Source organism: Thalassotalea euphylliae (genome assembly GCF_042682785.1).
GTDB lineage: Bacteria > Pseudomonadota > Gammaproteobacteria > Enterobacterales > Alteromonadaceae > Thalassotalea_F > Thalassotalea_F euphylliae.
This window is the reverse complement of the sequence record NZ_JBHUIB010000002.1, coordinates 66,038-83,935: the sequence shown is the minus strand read 5'-3', so window position 1 is coordinate 83,935 and position 17,898 is coordinate 66,038. Positions and strand designations below refer to the sequence as shown.

General features: G+C 41.1%; 17 protein-coding genes. 11 read left to right on the top strand and 6 right to left on the bottom strand.

What is annotated here, in order from left to right:
* Positions 1–143: 143 nt before the first annotated feature.
* Together rimO and ACFSJY_RS06490 are read right to left on the bottom strand one after the other, a co-directional pair.
* On the bottom strand, positions 144–1,598 hold the full coding sequence (gene rimO, locus ACFSJY_RS06495; RefSeq protein ID WP_386032401.1) for a 30S ribosomal protein S12 methylthiotransferase RimO: 1,455 nt from the start codon (positions 1,596–1,598) through the stop codon (positions 144–146).
* Between the two features lie 53 nt (positions 1,599–1,651).
* Positions 1,652–1,783: a hypothetical protein gene (locus ACFSJY_RS06490; protein WP_386032399.1), complete on the bottom strand. Its 132-nt coding sequence runs from the start codon at positions 1,781–1,783 to the stop codon at positions 1,652–1,654.
* A gap of 121 nt (positions 1,784–1,904) precedes the next feature.
* Between ACFSJY_RS06490 and ACFSJY_RS06485 the strand changes: the two genes are divergently transcribed.
* Positions 1,905–2,588 (top strand): CPBP family glutamic-type intramembrane protease, encoded by a 684-nt coding sequence (locus tag ACFSJY_RS06485; RefSeq protein WP_386032397.1) that lies wholly within the window; start codon positions 1,905–1,907, stop codon positions 2,586–2,588.
* An 85-nt stretch (positions 2,589–2,673) separates the two neighbouring features.
* Here the strand turns inward: ACFSJY_RS06485 and ACFSJY_RS06480 are convergent, their stop codons facing one another.
* Together ACFSJY_RS06480 and ACFSJY_RS06475 are read right to left on the bottom strand one after the other, a co-directional pair.
* On the bottom strand, positions 2,674–3,141 hold the full coding sequence (locus tag ACFSJY_RS06480) for a hypothetical protein (protein WP_386032395.1): 468 nt from the start codon (positions 3,139–3,141) through the stop codon (positions 2,674–2,676).
* A complete protein-coding gene (locus tag ACFSJY_RS06475; RefSeq protein WP_386032393.1) occupies positions 3,128–4,327 on the bottom strand; it encodes a PepSY-associated TM helix domain-containing protein in 1,200 nt (399 codons plus the stop codon). The genes ACFSJY_RS06480 and ACFSJY_RS06475 overlap by 14 nt, the downstream gene beginning before the upstream one ends.
* Positions 4,328–4,563: 236 nt before the next feature.
* Here ACFSJY_RS06475 and ACFSJY_RS06470 point away from each other — a divergent pair, with 236 nt between their 5' ends.
* The 3 genes from ACFSJY_RS06470 (at position 4,564) to ACFSJY_RS06460 (ending at position 9,400) form a co-directional block, all read left to right on the top strand.
* Positions 4,564–6,648 (top strand): TonB-dependent siderophore receptor, encoded by a 2,085-nt coding sequence (locus ACFSJY_RS06470; protein WP_386032391.1) that lies wholly within the window; start codon positions 4,564–4,566, stop codon positions 6,646–6,648.
* Positions 6,649–6,908: 260 nt separating this feature from the next.
* Complete coding sequence (locus tag ACFSJY_RS06465) at positions 6,909–8,684, top strand: diguanylate cyclase (protein ID WP_386032389.1); 1,776 nt, start codon at positions 6,909–6,911, stop codon at positions 8,682–8,684.
* Between the two features lie 119 nt (positions 8,685–8,803).
* Positions 8,804–9,400, top strand: a complete 597-nt coding sequence (locus tag ACFSJY_RS06460) for an aspartyl/asparaginyl beta-hydroxylase domain-containing protein (protein ID WP_386032387.1) — start codon at positions 8,804–8,806, stop codon at positions 9,398–9,400.
* On the opposite strand, the gene ACFSJY_RS06455 is transcribed toward ACFSJY_RS06460, so the two are convergent.
* Positions 9,401–10,069 (bottom strand): HEAT repeat domain-containing protein, encoded by a 669-nt coding sequence (locus ACFSJY_RS06455; protein ID WP_386032385.1) that lies wholly within the window; start codon positions 10,067–10,069, stop codon positions 9,401–9,403.
* A gap of 173 nt (positions 10,070–10,242) precedes the next feature.
* On the opposite strand from ACFSJY_RS06455, the gene ACFSJY_RS06450 reads away from it, so the two are divergent.
* The 6 genes from ACFSJY_RS06450 (at position 10,243) to ACFSJY_RS06425 (ending at position 13,972) form a co-directional block, all read left to right on the top strand.
* Positions 10,243–10,971 (top strand): PEP-CTERM sorting domain-containing protein, encoded by a 729-nt coding sequence (locus ACFSJY_RS06450; RefSeq protein WP_386032383.1) that lies wholly within the window; start codon positions 10,243–10,245, stop codon positions 10,969–10,971.
* Positions 10,972–10,982: 11 nt separating this feature from the next.
* The gene (locus ACFSJY_RS06445; protein ID WP_386032381.1) at positions 10,983–11,366 is read left to right on the top strand and encodes a hypothetical protein; all 384 of its coding nucleotides are present in this window, start codon (positions 10,983–10,985) and stop codon (positions 11,364–11,366) included.
* Positions 11,367–11,462: 96 nt separating this feature from the next.
* Positions 11,463–12,011 carry a phage tail protein gene (locus tag ACFSJY_RS06440; protein ID WP_386032379.1) on the top strand — a complete coding sequence of 183 codons (549 nt, stop codon included), beginning with the start codon at positions 11,463–11,465 and terminating at the stop codon, positions 12,009–12,011.
* 30 nt (positions 12,012–12,041) lie between these two features.
* Positions 12,042–12,524 (top strand): GNAT family N-acetyltransferase, encoded by a 483-nt coding sequence (locus tag ACFSJY_RS06435; protein ID WP_386032377.1) that lies wholly within the window; start codon positions 12,042–12,044, stop codon positions 12,522–12,524.
* Between the two features lie 83 nt (positions 12,525–12,607).
* Complete coding sequence (locus tag ACFSJY_RS06430) at positions 12,608–13,483, top strand: MipA/OmpV family protein (protein WP_386032375.1); 876 nt, start codon at positions 12,608–12,610, stop codon at positions 13,481–13,483.
* A 294-nt stretch (positions 13,484–13,777) separates the two neighbouring features.
* On the top strand, positions 13,778–13,972 hold the full coding sequence (locus ACFSJY_RS06425) for a hypothetical protein (protein ID WP_386032373.1): 195 nt from the start codon (positions 13,778–13,780) through the stop codon (positions 13,970–13,972).
* 69 nt (positions 13,973–14,041) lie between these two features.
* Here ACFSJY_RS06425 and ACFSJY_RS06420 read toward each other — a convergent pair whose 3' ends face one another.
* Positions 14,042–15,208: a tetratricopeptide repeat protein gene (locus ACFSJY_RS06420; RefSeq protein WP_386032371.1), complete on the bottom strand. Its 1,167-nt coding sequence runs from the start codon at positions 15,206–15,208 to the stop codon at positions 14,042–14,044.
* A gap of 454 nt (positions 15,209–15,662) precedes the next feature.
* On the opposite strand from ACFSJY_RS06420, the gene ACFSJY_RS06415 reads away from it, so the two are divergent.
* The gene (locus tag ACFSJY_RS06415; RefSeq protein ID WP_386032369.1) at positions 15,663–17,591 is read left to right on the top strand and encodes a tetratricopeptide repeat-containing diguanylate cyclase; all 1,929 of its coding nucleotides are present in this window, start codon (positions 15,663–15,665) and stop codon (positions 17,589–17,591) included.
* The last annotated feature ends 307 nt before the right edge of the window (positions 17,592–17,898 follow it).

The following is a 17,898-nucleotide window of genomic DNA, read 5'->3' as shown; positions in this document are numbered from 1 at the left end:
ATTTGAGTGTTTCAGCCTAAAGAAAACCAAGTATGTCGATTTTACTGCGTATTTTGGTGTTGACGCTACTCGGTCGAGTAGCGCCTGATGTATGTATCTCGTAATAAAAAAGCCCGGTGTTAACCGGGCTTTTTTATTACAGATTATTCTTCGTCGTCTTCGACGCGGACACCCCAAACATCATGTTCATCCGCATGAATAATTTGTACCCATAGTTGGTCACCTGGCTCAGCATCGTAATCATCAGATAAATACACTTTACCGTCTACCTCAGGCGCGTCCATATACGAACGGCCAACAATACCTAACTCGTTTACTTCATCGACGGTGATCAAATACTCTTGCCCGATACGATCTTGCAGCTTCTGTGCACTGATTTCTGCTTGCACTGCCATAAAGCGCTGCAACCTCTCTTCCATGACCTCTTCAGACACGTGATCAGGTAACTCGTTAGCTGTCGCTCCTTCAACCGGAGAGTATTTGAAACAACCTACGCGATCTAGCTGAGCTTCTTTTAAGAACTCAAGTAGCTCTTCAAACTCCTCTTCCGTTTCTCCAGGGAACCCGACAATAAACGTAGAACGAATCACAAGTTCAGGACAAATTTCACGCCACTTTTTAATACGCTCTAAAACACGTTCAGAGCTACCAGGGCGTTTCATCAGTTTAAGAATACGTTTGCTCGCATGCTGGAAGGGTATATCCAAGTAAGGAAGGATCTTACCTTCTGCCATCAATGGGATAATGTCATCTACATGTGGGTATGGATACACGTAATGAAGACGCACCCAAACGCCCACTTTAGCAAGCTCTTCACACAACGCCTTCATATGTGTTTTTACCGGCATGCCTTCATAAAAGTCCATTTTGTGCTTCACATCAACCCCGTATGCCGAGGTATCCTGAGAAATCACCAATAATTCTTTAACGCCAGCATTAGCAAGACGTTTTGCTTCCCCAAGCACATCGCCAATAGGGCGTGAATCTAAATCACCACGCATTGACGGAATAATGCAGAATGTACAACGGTGGTTACAACCTTCTGATATCTTTAAGTAAGCAAAGTGTTTAGGCGTCAACTTAACGCCATGGTCGGGGATCAAATCAACAAAAGGATTATGTTTAGGCTTCTCGAGATGTTCATGCACTTGGCTCAACACTTCTTCGTACGCATGCGGACCAGTAACCCCTAATACGTTAGGGTGAATTTCTGTAATTTCGTCTTCTTTAGCACCCAAACAGCCTGTCACCAATACTTTGCCGTTCTCTTTTAGCGCTTCACCGATAGTGTCTAACGACTCTTGTACCGCCGCATCGATAAAGCCACAGGTGTTGACGATAACCATATCAGCATCGTGATAACTTGGTACAACATCGTAACCTTCGGTTCGCAACTGAGTCAGAATACGTTCAGAGTCAACAAGGTTTTTAGGACAGCCAAGACTCACGAACCCTATACGTGAAGCGTTATCAACATGTTTAGCCGATTCATTTTGCTCAGCAATAACCTTCGCAGGGTTTTCTAACGTCGTGGTTTGTTTGATATCCGATTGCACCGCTGGAGACGGGTTATTTGGATCGAAATGTTCAACAGTCATAGTGTGCCCTTATGCGTCGAAAATTGAGTATCTGGTGATTTTGGGTGCGCGGATTATACAGAATCATCACGCATTTGTCTGATAAGAATAACGACGAAACGTACAAGACGAGCATATTCTCCGCCATTTTTACAAAAGTAATAGGTTAAGCCTATCACTAAAGGCTCTGTATCGGCTTTATTCACAACACCACCATAAGTCATTGTGTTAGCAACACATTGCTGATTTAAAACTTGGTTAAAAGGTTTTGAAAGTACTCATGTCGCTGTTACAGTAACTCAGCAATATACGACTAAATAGCAAACAATGCCTACCTCAAAAGTTATTGATGTAAAACCACTGATAGTGATTGTTGTATCTGCCTTGCTGCTGCAGCTTATCGGCCATTACTTTGCGCCCAAAGTGCTTCGCTATGAGGGTTTTATGGGGCTCTGGCCGATTTTACGTATTGTTTTACCTGCTATCCTCTTAATGGTTTTAGCCATTCCTTTAACTCACATATATTTGAAACTTCCCCGATGGGACAAAGCTTCAGCGCTCACCATGTTAGTGGCGGGCGTATGCCTAATATTTTTGGCGATATTTTTAGCGAACTACGCCGATGATTACCTAAATCACTACCGTAAAGGTCAATCGCTAGAACAGTTAAGAGAGGCAGCAAGGTTTGAACGCTTTTTAATATTCACAAGTTCAACCTTAATTGCTTGGGAGTTATTCCATCGCAGCTTCTTATTAGGTGGTATTCGGTATTTACTTAAAGAACGTTATGCCGTACCAGAAGTATTATCTAATTGGACAGCTATGCTAATGGTGGCGTCTTTTGAAGCCCTGTTTCACATTAAAAAACCAATGTACGAATCTATCCCTTTCGTGTTTGCTTCTCTTGCGCTAAGTTGGCTCACCATTAGAACAAACAGCGTGTTACCTGCTCTTTTTATTCACTTAGCCATTGAACTGATTTTTGGTTATTCGGCTTACGTAGGTTGGTAGTGGGAAGTTAAATACTCCCGAATTATTTGCCCTAAAAAAGCGCTTTTATAAGCGCTTTTTCGTTTGGTGCTTTTAGTAAGGCACCTTAATCTAAAAACTGAACAGGTATATCCCAGTAAGTTACCAACACCTCACCATTCCAGTTTTCTATAGTTAGCCATAATTTATCTTTTTCGGAAAGAACTTTGGGCGATATTGCGTGCACTTCCTGACCGTGTTGACTGCCATGTAAAATCCCATCTTCTCCTTGCTCTAAGGAAGCCAGTGGTAATGCTTTGGTGCCGATATTCAAATAAGCCTGTCTTATATTTTTCACTTGGCCTTTATTAAAAATCAAAAAGAAATCCTTAGTATATACACCATGATGCAAATATGGTTGCTTAAGGTTAAATGGCATAGGCGATACATTATATTCACCAATTACTTTCGCTGACCAAAGTTCAGGAAATTTTGGGTTAAGTGACTGATAGAAAAACACAGCGCTCAACACAATAACCAAGCCACTCATTTTAAACTTGTTGCGATTCCACCATGTATTTTTAACGCGAGCCATCGATAGCCTCCTTATTAGCAGGAAGTACATCTATTAATTGATCAGATTGAATATTTTCTTTTGACTTTGCTACTTGCCTAGCGCCATCAAATGTCCGTTTTCCCCACATTAAAAAGCCTGTTATCGACATACCCGTTAATAGCACACCAAATACAAACCAGATAACTTTGGTCCAAATACCACCTATTGTCCCGTAATGCAGAGGATGTGCGATATGCGCAAGGGTTTGAATGCCTGTCATTTGTTCAGGCGTTCTCACTTGTTCAATGTCACCAGTCCATTGGTTGACAATAACGCTATATGAATACTTGTCGAAAAATATAAAGTCACCAGAACCATAAAGTTTGTGATTATCTCGGTTGTGCTCAGCAGGTAAAATATAGGTGGTTTCAAAATCAGGAAAACGCTGCTTCGCTATAGCCAACGCGTCTGCCAAAGAATAGTTTGGACTTGGAGCGCCTGCCGAGCTCATCGGCACTTGCTCGATAGCAATCATAGGTTCATGTGGGTCTATTTCAACATCGGTATGCCAGAGAATCGCTTGCACTAGGTACCAAATGCCCGTAATGCTCATTAACACTAAAAACCATATTGACCATACGCCTGCCAATCGATGCAAATCAGCGTAAAGCGTTTTACGCCCTTGATGAAAGCGTACTTTGGGTTGTGTAAAAGATCGCCAAAAATTCTTATAAACGACAAGGCCTGTAAGAAGCGCACCTAGCATTACCACCGCCATCAAACAGACCAAGTAATAACCAAGGCTATAGCTATTCTGCCATGGAAATAACAACCAAGCATGCAGCGAGCGCATAAAATTAATAAAAGTCTGACCTTGGTTTATCTCCTGAATTTCTCCCGTGTATTGATTGATATAAGCGACTGCATAAGGTTTGTCATGATCAGTGAAAATTACGGCATTAACCAAGTACGGTTCAAAATTTAACGCAGTTGTGACCTTTGCCGTTGGGTAAGCTTGTTCAACAACCGCGACTAATTCTGGCATTGTTTTTTCAGGCAAGTTATCTGGATTCACCGCCCTCGCATTTGGATTAGTCAACCAAGTTAACTCATGACTCACTACTGCAATGGTGCCCGTCAAGCAAACCAAACAAAAAACAACCCATACGGGTAATGAAATCCAGCCGTGCAACTGGAACCAAAACCGATTATTTAACTTCGCCAAACCACCCTCCTAGCCAGCGACTTTATGTGAAAAACATAAATTTTCGTGATGTGGCAAGCATAGTAATGACCTTGACGGAACAACACAAGAAAATAAACACAAATGATAATAGTTATTATTTGCATATTTATTGTCAGTGTTTATATAATATTGCGCCGAATGGAACACAACAGATAAAACCATTGATTTTTCAACAGCTAATCAGTGGAAAATTACATAAAACACGAAGGTATAACATGAAACTTAACCGTACTTTTGCTCTTTCGAGCTTAGTTCTTGCGATGGGAATAAACGCACAAGCTGCAAATGCCAACCAACAAACTGGTGCAAATAACATTGAAGATGTTGAAAATATTCTCATTGTTGGTGTTCGCTCTGACCGCGTAAGTAAAGGCGCTACGGGCTTAACCATGGAGCTTAATGAAACACCTCAATCAATCAGTGTCATTTCATCTGATTTAATTGAGAGCTTTGCAGCAACCAATTTGAATGACGCGCTAAAGCTAGCAACAGGTTTAACCGTAGAAGAATGGGAAACAAACCGCACCAACTACACATCACGTGGCTTTGATATTAAAAACACACAAATCGACGGTGTTGGCATGCCCAATAACTGGGGAATTGTTACGGGTCCAATGGAATCTTATGCTTATGAATCAATTGAAGTCATTCGCGGTGCCAATGGCTTATTAACCGGTGTAGGTAATGCTGCTGGTACCATTAATTACGTACGAAAACGCCCTACCAATGAAAACGAAGGCGAAATTGGCGTGTCTATTGGTTCAGACAGCTTCAAACGTTTACAAGCAGATTACTCTGCCCTTTTAACAGACAGTGGCAGCTGGGCAGGCCGTGTTGTCGTCGCGGTTGAAGATTCAGAGTCGTACCTTGATGGGTTAGAAAATGATCGCGCGTTTGTATATGGCGTAGTTGATGGTCAGTTGACTGACAATTCTACGTTAACTGTAGGTTTCTCATATCAAGATGCCAACACAGACGGCAATATGTGGGGTGGCCTAGTTCTAAATCACACCGACGGCACACAAGCAGAGTTTGACGAGAGTGCCAGTACGGCTCAAGAGTGGACAACATGGGATACGGAAAATACCAGCGCTTTTGTTGAGTATACCTATGTGTTTGATAACAACTGGGAAGTAAAAACGACATACAATTACCGTAAGTCTGAAGACCCTGCCAAATTGTTCTACGTTTTCGGCGCGATTGATAAAGAAACAGGTTTAGGACTATCGGGCTGGCCAGGCCGTTACGACGACGACTTTGAAGCAGACTTATTCGACATCAACGTTATTGGTGACTATTCATTGTTCGGTCGCACCCATGAGCTAACGCTAGGTGCAAGCTCTTCGAAAAGCACAAAAGTGTCGCACACGTATGCCCCGCTATCAGGATTCGGCCCGACGCCAGCATTTCCATATGAAATGGATGCTATTCCAGAACCAGAATGGGGTCCAAAAACCGAGTACGCAGATATTGATCTCACCTTAAACCGTATCTTTGGCTCAACAAAAATCAATGTTAATGACGATCTTTTCGTTATCGCTGGTTTCAACGCAATCGACTTTGAACGAGAGGGTCTAAATAGTGGTGTAGAAGTTGACAACGATGAAGACGAAATCAGTCCATACATCGGTGCCACATATGCCATTACAGAAGATGTAAATGCGTACGTTAGCTACTCAGATATTTACCAACCACAAGAGCGTTACGACTTTGACGGTTACTTTTTAGATCCAACTAAAGGCATTAACGTAGAAGCTGGTTTAAAAGCGCAATGGTTAGACGACCGTTTACTGACAACATTTGCGGTATTTACCGCAGAGCAAGATGACCTAGCGGCCTTCGCTGGTGTTCGACCTGATGGAAGAAACTATTACAAAGGCGTTAATGTTGAATCCAAAGGTGTTGAAATCGAGGTAGTTGGCCGCCTGACAGACAACTTGAATGCTGTTATTGGCTATACACACGTTGAAGTAGAAGATGAAGATGGTGAAGATACGCACGAGTGGAACCCTAACGACACCATCAATTTTGCTGTTGACTACACATTGCCTCAACTACCTGAAGTGCAAATTGGCTTAGGTGGTAAATGGCAATCAGACACAAAGAATGTTGACTTCAATATCAAACAAGATTCTTATTTGCTACTTAACGCATTCGTTCGTTGGGACATTAACGACCAGCTTGTTGCACAAGCCAATATCAACAACGTAACTGATGAGAAGTACATCAACAGCCTTTACAATGTTGGTTACTACGGTGCGCCGATTAACGGTAAAGTGAGCCTGACCTACTCTTTCTAGGCTCTTGCTTATTGACTACCCCAAAAGCGCTGACCGTATGTCAGCGTTTTTTTATTTTATAAAGCGCCACTTTAAATAACGTTTAATTTAATTGCCCCAACCTGATCATAACGCCAAAAAGTAACCTAATGGCATGTTAAAGCTCAAAAACAAATTGTGCTTTTATTAGCCAATGGCGCGGTATTGCATTAGTATCAAAGCATCGATACTAAAAAATACTATATAAATCTATGCTTTATCGAGTGACACTTTTTATAGTCATGACAATCGCATCGCACATATTTAACGCCTATGCGGACACTGCAGAGTCGTTGAAACTTCAACTTATTGATCTTCCCTCAAGTGACAAGCAACGGATGACCATACTCAATAAGTTGACCTTAGAGTACTTGTATAGTGACCCACAGCTTTCTGCTCACTATGCTGAACAAACTATACCACTGGCGATAGAGCATAACGATGACCATAGCAGAGCTATTGCCTTGCGCCTGCTTGGTCAAGCACAAATGTACCAAGGCTTAAATGAAGCCGCATACTCACACCTCACCAAGGCTATCAATGTTGCTAATGTTATCGAAGATCCTCACTTAATCTCAGTGTCTAACCGTGCTATGGGAGTTTTTTATGAACTAATCATCGATTATGACAATGCGATGAAGTTCTACATTGAAGCACTTAGGTTTGCCAAGTTGAGTGATCAGCCCACCGATATGGCGATGGTTTACAACAACCTTGGCAACGTACTTATCGCGCAAGGCGACTATCTAGAAGCGGCAAATTATTTCAAGCAATCGATTGAAATTCACCAGTCTACAAAGAATATTGATATGGAAATGAATGCCAGAACAGGCCTAGGTATTTCGTATCTTAAAAACCAGCAAATTGCCGATGCGCAAACCATATTAGAGTTTGTCCTGTCAGATGAAGCAAGAATTAGTGACTTCACCTACAGCGAAGCCAGCGTAAATTTAGCCCATGTTTACAAGGAACTTGAACTAACAGACAAAGCGATTGCTCTATACCGTTTTGTGATCAGTGATCCAAAAGGGAGTGCTTACCCGCCCGCTGTTGCTTCTGCGTTTCTTGGTCTTGCGCAATTGTTAACTGAACTCGAAAGATTTGATGAAGCTATCGAGGTATACCGTAATGGTATTGTCGAAGTTAAGAACAAAACGTCTGTAGAAAGCGAGATGGCGCTGTATGAAAACCTGGCCAAACTTGAGTTAAAACTAAGTAACTTTGAGGCTGCGGCAAAGGTACAGGCGGAATATATTGAACGGCGCAATACCATTCAGCCTTTTACACAGGAAGGGATCATCAAAAAACTTGAACGCCAACTGCAAATAGAGCGAGATTTTATTAAGCTTCAGGAAGATGTTCTGCAAAAAGAGCGCGAATCTCGCCACTCCTCGCTGTACCTTTTCGCTGCCATCGTGTTTTCTCTAGTGTGCTTGGTGCTGTTTCTTGTATTGAGTCTAAGAAAACAGGCAATGTTGAGATTAGAAGTGAAAAACCAGGCGCTTATCGTCGCCTCAGAAACAGACCCTTTAACCGGCATTGGCAACAGGCGATTTATTGATAGAAAGCTAGCAGCTTACCAAGGGCAAGACATCAACATTGCATTTCTCCTTATCGATATCGACTTCTTTAAAGCGATTAACGACAACTTTGGTCACGATATTGGCGATGAAGTCCTTATCAATATAGCGAATACCGTAAAGTCATTGTGTAGAAAAGAAGATATGTTTGCCCGAATTGGTGGTGAAGAGTTTGCAATACTACTATTAGATTCGGACAAAGCGTCTGCGCTTACATTTGCTGATCGCGTACGAAAAGCGATAGAGCAAATGCGTACCCCTTGCGATAGCCCCATAACTGCAAGCATTGGCGTATCTGTCGGTAATATGAGCCATGCAAACTATGACGATCTATACAAACGCTCAGACATAGCTTTGTACCAAGCGAAAGACGACGGCCGGAACAAAGTGCAGGAATATGACAAAAGCTGCCAATGGGTAGGAGAACCAAGTTCTTAAACCGAGGTCTGTTCAAACACTATTATCTCACCCCATTTTGATAGTGAAGAAACTAGCTACTCACAGCCATGAAGCGTTTGAAAGGCTTGATGAGTAGGAAAATAGAGCAGGAATCAACTATGCAAAAAGCTAATCGCTTTACTGAAGCAGACGCGTTGAAATTACCCTGCAAATTCAACGCGATACACCTTCAACAAGAGCTACTGCAATTGGATGATGCGTCATGGATAGACCATTTTGTTCGCCACAACTATGAAGGTAGCTGGAACATTATTACATTGAGGGCTCCCGTCGGTGAAACCCACCCAATTAGACAAGCATTTTCTGATCCTTCCGCAGCACATTTTGAAAACACACCAATACTAGGTAACCTCCCCTGCTTTCACCAAGCGCTTCAATATTTTAAATGTTATTTGAAATCAGTAAGGCTCATGAAGTTAACGCCTGGCTCAAGAATTAAAGAGCACTCAGATTATGATTTATCAATAGAAGACGGTACGGTTAGGCTCCATATTCCTATTTTTACGAATAAGCAGGTGATGTTTTATCTCAATGGAAACAGGAAAGTCATGGCGGAAGGTGAATGCTTTTATTTGAATTTTACACGACCGCATCACGTATTAAATAAGGGCGAGACTGATCGAATTCACCTCGTCATAGATGCCGACGTGAATGATTGGTTGATGTCTCAATTTGCACAGTCACAAAGCGTATAATCACTTCAGTAACGATTGGCTAAACGCTCTTAAATCTTGGTCTGGATCGTATTGTGCAACATATTCAACAAATCGCTGAGCATTGTCGTCGTGAGACAACTCGGCTAAGGCCTCCACGGCTCTTTGCCTTATAAAACTCTCTGGATCGCTCAGTGCCACCTGACCCAAAATTAAAATTGACTCTCCACTACCAATAGATGCTAACGCGCCAACAGCATGCTCTCGAACGAGTGGATCTTCGTCTCCTAACGCGCTTGCAACCCCTTGTGGAGAAGATTCGGAAAGCAGATTTTCAATGGCATTTAGCTTATCTTCTCTCGTACTGTCCGTGTTTTTTATAGCAGATAAGAAAAAGTTTTCTTCGCCACCATCGCCTTGTGCTTGAGCAGTCCTCAGCAGACCTTTTGTAGAATTGACGTTAAATGTATTCACTTTATCAACTAATGTAGCGTCTGAACTGTCGCTATCAACGTTACCGATCTTGGCATTGATTGCCGCGAGATTAGTCATTTCGTCTTGCGCGGAAGCAGCAACTGACTCTTTATCCAAAGTATTAATAGCGTTTCCGTCTGTCTGATGAACGACCTTTTCTTGTTTGCCGCTTTGCAGATAGCCAAGCAAATAGCCAGCGCTAAATATCAAGACAGCGATTATGAGTTGCTTAGTCAAACTCCATTCCTATTTTTCTATATTGTTATGTTTTTAACCCTTCACAAAAGTGTCTGGGTTATTTACACCTTGTTAAACACCAAACCGTAACTGATTGTTTTTTATACAACGGTATGATTTATGCTTTTATTGCCGACAAACAAATACGGGTCACTTCCCGTTAAGGATAGTGAATGAATACGGCAATACATAATAATCTCGTGCTAATTCTCGTTCTCGCCTTTTGTCTAGCAGTCAACCAAGCGCACGCGGGACTGATTTCAGTTTCAGTGGGGAATGATGGAAACACATTAGTAGACGGTAACATATATGCGTTACCCGATATTGATGGCCAACAGACCGGTCCGGCTCCTTTTTTAGACCCCTATGGATTAGATGCCGCACCTCCCTTTGGCACACCGCCACCGCTTGATGCACCGAACGTTTCATGGACATTCAGTTATGGCGCCATAGTCGACACGATTTTGAGTGCTTCTCTATCGTTTGGCATTTGGGATCTTGATTCTGGTTCTTCTGGAAGCCAATTAGATGCTTTCTCCGTAGATGGTTCAGATAAAACAACCGCATTAGATGGCCTGTTTGAAGCAGCAAATACGCAGGATAGTCAATACAACGTATTCACGTTAAATCTAAGTGCAGCAGACTTAGCTGCCTTAGTGGACGGTTCTTATACAGTAAACCTAGATGTTGGTGGCTCTGGCCTTATCACGCCATTGTTTGGACCTGGTGCGGGCCAATCTCAAGAAAGTCAGGGGAACGGTTTTCAGTTGGTGTATTCAACACTAACAATAAATACCCAGGACTCTAGTGTGCCGCCACCAAACCAAATACCTGAACCCAATATAATCGCGTTATTGATGTTGTCGCTGTTAAGCATGGGACTGATTAAAATTCGTCGCTAACGGAGAACAACATGATTAATAGACGAAAATTTCTAGTAGCTTCAGCCGTATCGGCCGTTGCTATAGGCTCAAACAAAATATTTGCAGCCACATCCTTCGCACAAACATCTAACAAAGATGATGCAATTGCACGTTACCAAAAGAAAGTGGGAGATTCATTTTATCTCCGAGCGGAAGGTATTTCCTCGAAAGTAACGCTTGCAGAACTGAGAGACGTTAAAGAGGATAAACAAACTCAGCAATTTACCTTAGTGTTTGAAACAAACGATTCGGACATTAGCGAAGGACTTTGCAGTGCTACGCATTTAAAATCGTTCGACTCAGAATTTATTAGGGTTGAGCAAAGTAACAGTGAAAAAGGCAAACTAATAAGCACATTTTGCCTACTAAAATAACACAGAAAATTACAGAGCGGCTGCGGTAGTAAATGAGTTACTTCCATAAATTTACTTAGCCAACGACAACAAATAAGTAAATAAGAGGAAAGTTACATGTCTGAACCGTTTATTGGCCAAATTACTATGTTTGCAGGCAATTTTGCCCCCAGAGGCTGGGCATTTTGCCATGGTCAACTACTCTCAATAGCTTCAAATAGCGCACTGTTTTCAATTTTAGGTACGACATACGGTGGCGATGGCAGAACAACTTTTGGATTACCCGACTTGCGAGGCAGGTTTCCAACCGCTCAAGGCAATGGGCCGGGATTATCTCCCTATAACCTTGGTCAAAAAGGAGGAACAGAAGACGTCGTATTGACCGCTGCTCAGATGCCTTCACATACACACGTTATTGACGCAAAAGCTAAATCAAATAATAGCCCTGGAGACGCTAACACCGCCGCAGGAAATTCATGGTCGAATGATGCAGGCTTTTATTCTGCGACCTATTCAACTCAAGCACCTACAACCGACATGCACCCCAATTCAATAGAGGCAACTGCAGCGAATACTGGTGGAGGGCAAGCCCAAACCAATATACCGCCTTACTTGGCGATAAATTTTATTATCGCGCTCGTTGGTATATTCCCATCACGAAACTAAAAAAGGAGCTTTCGCTCCTTTTTCTGATAGATGAAGTTTACGTTTGTTAGTAAAGAAAACACGGTCGAAAATGCGTTATTAGCTAATATTTGGCGAGAAAATTTGGCAATGACGCTACCGGAACTTCCCAAGGAGTTGGCCTCGCAACTTGTTGAGAGCCAGTACGCAGGAATGCTTGCGAGTTATCACAGCGCATGGCCAATGTTACATAAGTACCTTATTCAGTCCTCGGGGCAAACATTAGGATTAATTGTACTCAATGAGTCAGACAGTGAATTATTGATCGTAGATTTCATTATTTGTCCTCAATACAGAAATAAAGGACATGGTTCCAATGTACTGCGATGGCTTATCAACTATTGTTTTGCGAAAAACATCAAGACCCTCCGTTTGTCAGTGCAAAAAACAAACAAAGCAATACAGTTATACCTTGCACACCAATTTGTCGTGTCAGGAGTTACAGATACCCACTTATCAATGGTCTTACAAATTAACAATACGCAAAGGCACTAATATTCATATTCCGCGCTTGCTCTAAAACTAATGTTACAGCAAGCTCGTATATTGAAGTTTTAATGCGTTGAATTAACAAAGAAATGCTAGCTGAATTTTTTAACAACAAACTTATCGTTGGACTGTGTATCCTTTTACTCTCTATGCCCTCTTCGAGCAACGAATCGGGGTTTGAGAAAGGAGACAAACCGCTTCCAAAATGGGAGTTAGGTGGTGTAGCCGCAGGTTTTCATAGCCCTCTTTACCCTGCTTCAAGCGATAGCCAAGATAAAGCCTTGGTTGTGCCATATGGCATTTATCGTGGTGACACTATTAGAGTTGGAGATGGTTCAATCGTTAAAGCTATTGCATTGGAGGCGCCACGTTTCAAAGTTGACGTATCGATGGCTGCAGCATTTAATGCAGATTCTGAAGATTCCAAAATACGTGAAGGAATGCCTGATTTAGACTTCTTGTTCGAAATTGGCCCACAGTTCAGGTTCTTACTTTCGGATTCATCTATTGAGTACGGAGCAGACAGTGAAATATGGTTAAACGTGCAAACGAGAGCAGTATTCTCGACCGACTTCGGTAGCATCAATCACCAAGGTTACACAATTCAGCCACAACTCTCTTGGCGCAGCAAAGACTTACTATGGAACGATACCGTGGCATTTGCATCACTAGCACCGATTTGGGCTAGCGAAAAATTGCATGATTACTTTTATCAAATAGACGCCCAGTATGAAACAGAACGCCGACAGCAATTTAATGCAAAAGCAGGTTACTTAGGCACTAAAGTGTCATTGGGCTCTATTTTCCAGATAAAACCAGAACTTAGTCTTTTTACTGCGGTGCAATGGGGCTTATGGCAAGGTGCTGAAAATGAAGACAGTGCCTTATTTGAAGAAGACAATAACTTCTCTGCAGTCATAGGTGTCCGATACACCTTTATGCAAAGTAAAGATATAGTGAAGTAGTTAGGTAAAAGAATATGGCATTAGTAGCCATCAACTCTAGAGTTAACCGCTCTTGAACGACTTAGGTGATATTCAAAGTAGTTACAATTCGAGGTAGCGTGATTATCTATTTGTTAATAACAATTAATTTATTTGTTAATTGCTACTGAGATATCATTGATAAATATAAAAAATATTTTCCTGTCACCTTTTAACTATTTTATGCCAAAAAAGAACATGACCTAATCAGTGGTTCACTCTATACTGAGGTTAAGTTTTGCCCGATTTATACTATTTAATAAAAGGCTAAGAAGTATGTTTGTTAAGCTTAAGTTCGCATGGGAAGGCGAAAACCTTACTGGCGTTTGTGATGCAAAAGAATTGACCGATAAAAATAATCACGACAAGTTGACAGTATTGTGTCCAGATCGTGGTGGTTATTTGCAAGTCCCTTTCAGCACAATTATCGACAAAGAAAATGTTGAGCAATGGCAGACAGCTGTAGGCTAGAACTTGCTTCGCCTAATATGTAAGGCATATCAGTTTTAGTACAAATACGCCTCAACGGAGTACTCTATTTCACTCTATTTCCACAGACATAAACGAAAAGTCCAATTTATCGTCGGTACATGACTCTTTCTCTTGAATCTCTTTAACCCAATCTAGCGTTGTTATTTGGGTTTTCTCTTTTACTAGGTTCAAGTTAATTTCAGGCGCAATGAAGCTTGAAACAGCCGTTTTAACTATCATACTTTTAATACTGTCAATGTCTGAGAGCATCGCAGCCATATCAGATTCATTCAACCCTTTGTTTTTATTGAACTTTTCAAGATATTTGATCACAGAAAAATACGCCACTCTATCTTGATCTAATAGTTGCTCACCAGTTCTAGCCAGCCTGTCTTTCAATCTTTCAAACATCTCAAAATTACTTGTTAATGCGAAAACTAACAATAGATTCAATGAAGCATTATATTCACCAGCTTTATTTCTATTTTTTTGATGGAGATCCATCGCTTGCCTAAAGTAACTCTCCGCTTCGCCATAGTTTTTTCTATGCAAAGCAAAAATTCCCAATACATTTGTTGGCGCAGCTTTCCACTTATCTATTTTTTGCCTGTTTACTTCAGCGAGTAACAGCCTCATCACAGCTTCAGAAAGCTCGTAGTCTCCTTTTGCTATAAGTGCATTTGCAATGGAAAACATGGCCCTTAATGCAAAGTTTTCTTTCGTGTAACTCTTCAAAGCGCAATTATAAATTTTGATTGCCGTATCATTATCTCCTCGCTTTAAATTTACATGTCCCAGAAAATAGAAAAATAGACCTCTTTCTTTTGCTGTCAGCTCAGACATAAATGAATAGTAAAGTGCAGTCAGCGTACTTTCTGACAAGGAGAAGTCATTCAAACGGTTGGCAACAACTGCACTCTGAATTAGCCAATCGATCTGTTTTTTCCTAGGTAAGAACTTTCGTAGGTCACTGCTTATATATAATTCGTCTTGCGCGCGATCTGGCGAGGTAACCGAGTACTCTTTTATTATTTGCAGCGAATATTCAGCACGTTCAACGTTGTCCTGAGAAACTTCCTTAGCTGCCGCTGGTCTTAACAATACTAAGGTGAATGCACTAAATAGTGTAATAAACAACTTATACATCTCTTGTTTCTTCTTAAAGTTAACTTGTGTCCGCTCTCCTTGAATAACCCTATTACAGCCTTGTTCTTTTGCAGAGAAGTAGTAGCTCAAATAAGCGTGTATATTGGCCTTTCGATTATTCGCAAGCTAATGTATGAATGATGCTCAAAGTCCAGCTAGGAAAAATCAGCATTCATTGTTTATAAAAACAAAGCCCATAACATCTTATAAAACTCTATAACTTCCTTATTACTATAATAGACAACGAGGATTTAGATAGTTTTGGTTATGCAAGCCACCCTAGCGCCAACTAAACAGCATCAAAATTTCTCTGATATTTTTCATTAACCTCGTAGTGCTTACCTTTAAGATAAGCCCTCTAGAAAATAGTGCCTTTGCTTCAGCTTTATTCGAAGACAAATTGATTCAGCACAACGCATACTTCAAATTAAGCCGCTAATCCAGTTGGAGACAAGTCGATAAAAAGATATCATAAGCAACTGATATAAATAGTTATTTTGTTAATAAAACGTAAACAAATCAAAAGTGATTTACTATTAAGTTAATGAGTCGTAAATATTGGTTCTTACTATTACTTTCCTATAGTGTTGTCGCGCTAGAGATTGTGGCGGCTCAAGAAAACAAACCTCAAACTAGCAATGAAATTACATCACTAAACGCAGAAGAAGCTGACGTTCGACTTGATGAATTGACAGAAGATGATTCAATGCCCCCGCATGATGCCCTGCAAGCACTTGAGCAGCTAATTAATGACGCTAGAGCCAATAACTGGCAACGCATCGAAATTAAGGCAAGTGTGACCAAGGCCGAAATCTTGGCATATTTAGAACGCTTGCCTGAAGCAACAGCGATTATAGAGCGATATTTGCCGGTTGCAGAGCAATTGCAATACAACAAACTTGTTATCCGATTTAAGTTGGTAAAGCTGTCTATCAGTGATTCAGTAGGGTTTACAGAAGAAATCAGCCAGCTCATATCCCAACTCATGGAAGAAGCTGATACTTGGCAGGATAAAGATGAAGCGGGGTACATTTATTTATCTATCGGACAAAGTCAATATGCCCACGGATTCCTAGAAGATTCACTGAAAAACTTAAAAAAAGCGTATGACATTTATATCGAATCGAATGACCAATCCAATTTGAGCGATACGCTGAACTCACTTGCCAACCTTTATTCAGACTTCGGTGATAATCAAACGGCTATCAGCTATTTGCAAGAAGCGCTTATTATCAAGAAAAAGGTTCAAGATATCTTTAGTAGCTCTGTCATTGCTTACAACCTCGGCAAAATTTACGCGAAAGACAAGCAATTGGAACTTGCTGAAGCATCTATCAATGAGTCCTTATCGTTAGCCAAACAGATAAATGATGAAATTGGGGTCTATTGGGCCAAGATGGGTTTAGCTGACATCTATAGAGCTGACGGGCGTTACAGTGAAGCAATTGCATTGTTTAGTGAAACAGCAGCAGTCTTCAAACAGACGGGTGCAAACAGCGAGCTTTTTAACGCCGTAAGTGGTCTTTTTGACTGTTATTATGCACTTAAACAATACCAACTCGCTGGCAAACAACTTGAGATAATGAAAAACCTAGGCGCCGTGTTAAATAGCGAAGACTCCGAGCGCCAAATACTCAAACGAGAATCAAACCTAGCGTATGCACTTGGCGAATACGACAAGGCATACCAGGCACTGAAACTGCTTTCAGAGCAACAACAAAAAAGACACGAATTAGAGAAAAAACAAAACATTCAACGCTTAAAAGTCAGTTTTGATACCGATATTACGCTCAATAAAAATCAGCTTTTACAAAAAGAAAATGAAGTAAAACAACTCAGGATAGACCGTCAGAATAGCCAACGTTTGCTACTAATAGTTATTGTTTGTCTTTCTGTGATACTTGTTTTATTTATTGCCGCGCTGCTTTATCGTCAAATAAAACGCCGTCAATTTTATCGTGATCTTGCTTTAAAAGATCCACTCACTGAGGCACCTAATCGGCGTTCAGTCATTAGTGCCGCAGAACAAATGCTGGCAGAGACATCAGTCAGCAATGTGCTTATCCTAATTGACTTAGACAATTTCAAATCAATAAATGACACCTATGGACACGATGTTGGCGACGATGTGTTAAAAGCTTTCGCTCAGTCATGCCGAGAAAACCTAAGAAAACAGGACGCCTATGGTCGTTACGGCGGAGAAGAATGGCTACTTGTCTTACAAGACTTAGATGAAAATCAAGCATATAGTGTTTTGCAACGCATCCATGCTACGCTCAATAGCCAACCAATCAAAGGTTACCCCGAAAACAGACTAATAAACTTCAGTGGTGGTGCCGTCATAGACAGCACTGAAAATATCCATCAACTCCAAGTCGCGGTGAAATTAGCCGATAAACGACTCTACGACGCAAAGCAAGCAGGTAGAAATGCCGTGACATTCGTAGAGCATATGCGCCCTATTGCACAGTAAACGAATATTTTCACTCGTCATTGCCCCATACCATAACGATTTTTAGTCCCGTCACTTTGCTTTTACGCATCTAAAAAACGTTATCGACACCTAGAGCACTTATTGCAAATTTGGTAATAAAGCTAAATTTACTCCAAGCACGTACCCCATTCATCTGCTCTTCATCAACAAGCCCACGAGTAAAACCATAATAACGCTAGAATAAAATGATATAACCAATACATCCCAATGTTTACAAAGAATTAACGACTTTTTTTCATACAAAACCGACTTTGATTAAAAAACACACTTGATCTTTGGTAATACC